This window comes from Rhizobacter sp. P2_H2 (assembly GCF_056403375.1).
The window spans coordinates 1-3947 of the sequence record NZ_JBFUFP010000485.1; the positions used below are offsets into that span (position 1 = coordinate 1).

The 3947-nt window shown below is 69.2% G+C and carries 4 protein-coding genes; 3 read left to right on the forward strand and 1 reads right to left on the reverse strand.

The features are described 5' to 3' along the window. Window positions 1-192: 192 nt before the first annotated feature. From AC1D15_RS20845 to AC1D15_RS20855, 3 genes are all read left to right on the forward strand, one after another. Window positions 193-1122, forward strand: a complete 930-nt coding sequence (locus tag AC1D15_RS20845; RefSeq protein ID WP_477827468.1) for a LysR substrate-binding domain-containing protein — start codon at window positions 193-195, stop codon at window positions 1120-1122. A gap of 85 nt (window positions 1123-1207) precedes the next feature. Next, complete coding sequence (locus tag AC1D15_RS20850) at window positions 1208-2731, forward strand: catalase (RefSeq protein ID WP_477827469.1); 1524 nt, start codon at window positions 1208-1210, stop codon at window positions 2729-2731. Between the two features lie 110 nt (window positions 2732-2841). Next, on the forward strand, window positions 2842-3759 hold the full coding sequence (locus AC1D15_RS20855; RefSeq protein WP_477827470.1) for an NAD(P)/FAD-dependent oxidoreductase: 918 nt from the start codon (window positions 2842-2844) through the stop codon (window positions 3757-3759). Between the two features lie 19 nt (window positions 3760-3778). Here AC1D15_RS20855 and AC1D15_RS20860 read toward each other — a convergent pair whose 3' ends face one another. After that, window positions 3779-3931: an antitoxin Xre/MbcA/ParS toxin-binding domain-containing protein gene (locus AC1D15_RS20860; protein ID WP_477827471.1), complete on the reverse strand. Its 153-nt coding sequence runs from the start codon at window positions 3929-3931 to the stop codon at window positions 3779-3781. Between the last annotated feature and the right edge of the window lie 16 nt (window positions 3932-3947).

Here is a 3947-nt window from a genome sequence, read left to right on the forward strand (position 1 = left end):
CACCAGCAGCGAGGCCGGCACCGCCGACGGCCAGCAGCAGCCGGCGCCGGGGGTGCTGATCTCGCACGTGGCCTGACACGGCCGGCCTGAAGTCAAGCCCCTGCGATTCAAATTCCCAATCGGCCCGCATCACAAAAGAAATCGCCGCCCTCCCCCGCGCTGGCAATACTCGGCGCGACAAGGGAGACAACGATGACACTGCGCGAACTGCGCTACCTGGTGGCGCTCGCCGAGCACCGCCATTTCGGGCACGCGGCCGAAGCCTGCCACGTGACCCAGCCGACGCTCAGCACCCAGCTGCGCAAGCTGGAGGACTACCTCGGGCTCACGCTGCTCGATCGCAGCGGCAAGCAACCGTCGCTGACGCCGATCGGCGAGTTCGTCGTCGAGCGGGCGCGCCGGCTGCTGGCCGATGCGGACGAGATCCTCGACCTGAAGCGGCTGCGCGGCGGCCCGCTGCAGGGCGTGCTGAACATCGGGCTGATCCCGACGCTGGCGCCCTACTACCTGCCCTGGCTGCTGCCGCTGGTGCGCCAGCGCTACCCGAAACTGCGGCTCGTGGTGCATGAAGACACCACGCGGCACCTCGGTGAGTTGCTGGCCGACCAGCTGATCGACACCGCGATCCTCGCGCTGCCCGGCCCGCTGCCGCAGCCGGYGTATGTGGAGCTGCCGCTGTTCGACGAGCCGTTCTTCGTCGCCGCGCCGCCGCGGCACGAGATCGCGGCGCATGACGCCGTGCCGGTGGCGGTGCTGGCCGAGCTGAAGCTGCTGCTGCTGACCGACGGCCACTGCCTGCGCGGCCAGGCACTCGAGGCCTGCCGGCAGCACGAGAGCAGCCAGAGCGACGGCTGCGATTTCCGCGCGACGAGCCTGGAGACACTGCGCCAGCTGGTGGCGGCGGGCCTCGGCTGCACGCTGATGCCGGCACTCGCGGTGCGCTGCCTCGCGAGCGAACGCGGCCAGGACGGTTCGGGCCTCGTCGTGCGGCCGCTCGCGCAGGGGCAGTCGCGCCGCATCGGCATGGTGTGGCGCGCCGGGCATGCGAAGTCGGATGACCTGCAACTGCTTGGCGCGACGCTGCGCGAGGCCTTGCCGGAGGGCGTTCGATTCACGTCCTGAATCGGCGGCACTGAATCTTTCAACTTCCGGCGGGTGACCCGTCTTCCTAAGCTCCGCGCACCAGAACCTGAACGTGGAGCACACGATGACGAACACCTCCTTTCGTTGGACCCTCGCGGCGGCGCTGCTGCTGGCCGGTACCGCCGCACAAGCGCAGACCCTCACACGCGACAACGGCGCACCGGTCGGCGACAACCAGAACTCGCAGACCGCCGGCCCCGGCGGGCCGGTGCTGCTGCAGGACGTGCAGCTGATCCAGAAGCTGCAGCGCTTCGACCGCGAGCGCATCCCCGAGCGCGTGGTGCATGCGCGCGGCACCGGGGCGCATGGCGAGTTCGTCGCGAGCGCCGATCTCTCGGCCGTCACCCGCATGAAGATCTTCACCGCCGGCACGCGCACGCCGGTGTTCGTGCGCTTCTCGACGGTGATCCACGGCAACCACTCGCCCGAGACGCTGCGCGACCCGCGCGGCTTCGCGACCAAGTTCTACGGCAGCGAAGGCAACTGGGACCTGGTGGGCAACAACCTGCCGGTGTTCTTCATCCGGGATGCGATCAAGTTCCCGGACATGGTGCACAGCCTGAAGCCGAGCCCCGACACCAACGTGCAGGACCCGAACCGCTTCTTCGACTTCTTCTCGCAGCAGCCCGAATCGACGCACATGCTGACGCGGCTGTACTCCGACCTCGGCACGCCGGCCAGCTACCGGAACATGGACGGCAACAGCGTGCACGCCTACAAGTTCGTCAATGCGCAGGGCCAGTACACCTACGTGAAGTTCCACTGGAAGACGCTGCAGGGCGAGAAGAACCTGAGCGGCGCCGAGGCCGCGGCGCTGCAGGGGCGCAACTTCAACCATGCGAGCGAGGACCTGATCAACGCGATCACCAGCGGCAACTTTCCGAAGTGGGACCTGTACGTGCAGTTGCTGAAGCCCGAGCAGCTGGACGGCTTCGACTTCAACGCGCTGGACGCGACCAAGGTGTGGACCGGCGTGCCGGAGACCAAGGTCGGCACGATGACACTGAACCGCAACCCGGCCAACATCTTCCAGGAGACCGAGCAGAGCGCGTTCGCGCCGGGCAACCTGGTGCCGGGCATCGAGGCCTCGGAAGACCGGCTGCTGCAGGGGCGGCTGTTCAGCTACAACGACACGCAGTTCCACCGCGTGGGTACCAACGTGCAGCAGTTGCCGATCAATGCGCCGAAGGCGGCGGTGGCGAGCAACAACCAGGACGGCGACGCGAATGCCGGCGCGCGCAGCGGGCTCGTCAACTACGAGCCGTCGCGGCTGCGGCCGCTGCCGGCCGACGCGGCGTACAAGTCGAGCAGCCTGCCGCTGGCCGGTGGCACGCAGCAGGCGCGCATCGCGAAGACGCTGAACTTCCGGCAAGCCGGCGAGTTCTGGCGCTCGCTGTCGAAGAAGGAGCAATCGAGCCTGATCGCCAACCTGGCCGGCGACCTGGGCCGGGTCGACAACGATGCGGTGAAGTACGCGATGCTGTCGCACTTCTACAAGGCGGACAGCGGCTACGGCAGCGAGATCGCAAAGGCGGTGAAGGCGGACGTGGGGCGGGTGCAGCAGGCGGCGGCCGCGCTGCAGGACTGACCGGGTTCGCCCCACCGGCGCCGGCTTCGCAAACCGGCGCAGGGCGGACGCGTCGTTCCCGGATGCTGCTTCGGTGCGCCAACGGTGGCGCCCGAGCACAAGGAACGACGATGAACGACGCGGTGGTGATCGGTGGCGGCCCGGCCGGTGCGGCCTGCGCCTTGTGGCTGCACCAGCTGGGGATGGACGTGCTGCTGCTGGAGGCGGGCTCCGCGGTCGGCGGGCTGCAGCTGAACAGCCCGTACACGAACCGCTGGATTCCCGGGCTGCAGGGCCGGACGGGCCAGCAGGTGGCCGCGCAGCTGCAGGATCACCTGGAGTCGGCGAACGTGCCGCACAACCTCGGCTTCTGGGTCACCGGCATCCGCCAGCGCCCGAGCGGCCTGGGCTGGGAGGTGTCGGGGCGCAGCGGGGTCCATCGGGCGCGCAACGTCGTCATCGCCACCGGATCGAAGCCGCGCCGCGGTGGCTTCGTGCCGTCGGACACGGTGGGCATCGGGCCCGGCGTGGCGATGGAGCGGATCGCCGTGGCCGGCAAGCGCGTGGCGATCCTCGGCGGCGGTGACAACGCCTTCGACCAGGCCGGCTTTGCGCAGCGGCGTGGCGCGGCCAGCGTCGAGATCTTCTGCCGGCGCCCGCCGCGTGCCCAGGCGCTGCTGCTGAAACAGGTGGCGCCCGAGTGCGTGCACGTCGGACCGTTCGAGGCGGATCAGTCGGCGATGACGGTCGACAGCCAAGCGTTCGACGTGATCGGCGTTCAGTATGGCTTCGAGGCCAGTATTCCGGCGGGGCTGAGGCTTGCGCTGGACGACGGCTGCATCGAGGTCGATCGCCACGGGGCGGTGCCAGGGTTGCCCGGCCTGTATGCCGCGGGCGAGGTGACGAATTTTCTGCACCCCTGCGTCACGACCGCCTATGCCCACGGCGTGCAGGTGGCGAAGTCGATCCAGAACGCGTCAGCGCTCGAGCGGTGGATTCAGCCGCGTGTCGATCGCCAGCCGGGGTTGCGAGTGCTGGCGGCGGCCTGAGGGGCGTTGCCGTTCGAGATCAGTTGTAGACGCCGCGTTCGATACGCTCGAGGAATTCGGTGACGAGTTGGGTGCCTTGCGAGGTGCGCAGCAACTCGACCGGGCGGGCGCCGTCCAGCCCCATCACGGGTGACGACATCCAGCGCTGCGCCGCCTCTAGCCCGCCAAACAGCTCGGCGGCCTTGACC

Bases quoted from the DNA above. Each gene is read 5' to 3' on its own strand.
- AC1D15_RS20850 (WP_477827469.1), top strand. From the start codon at position 1,208: ATGACGAACACCTCCTTTCGTTGGACCCTCGCGGCGGCGCTGCTGCTG.
- AC1D15_RS20855 (WP_477827470.1), top strand. From the start codon at position 2,842: ATGAACGACGCGGTGGTGATCGGTGGCGGCCCGGCCGGTGCGGCCTGC.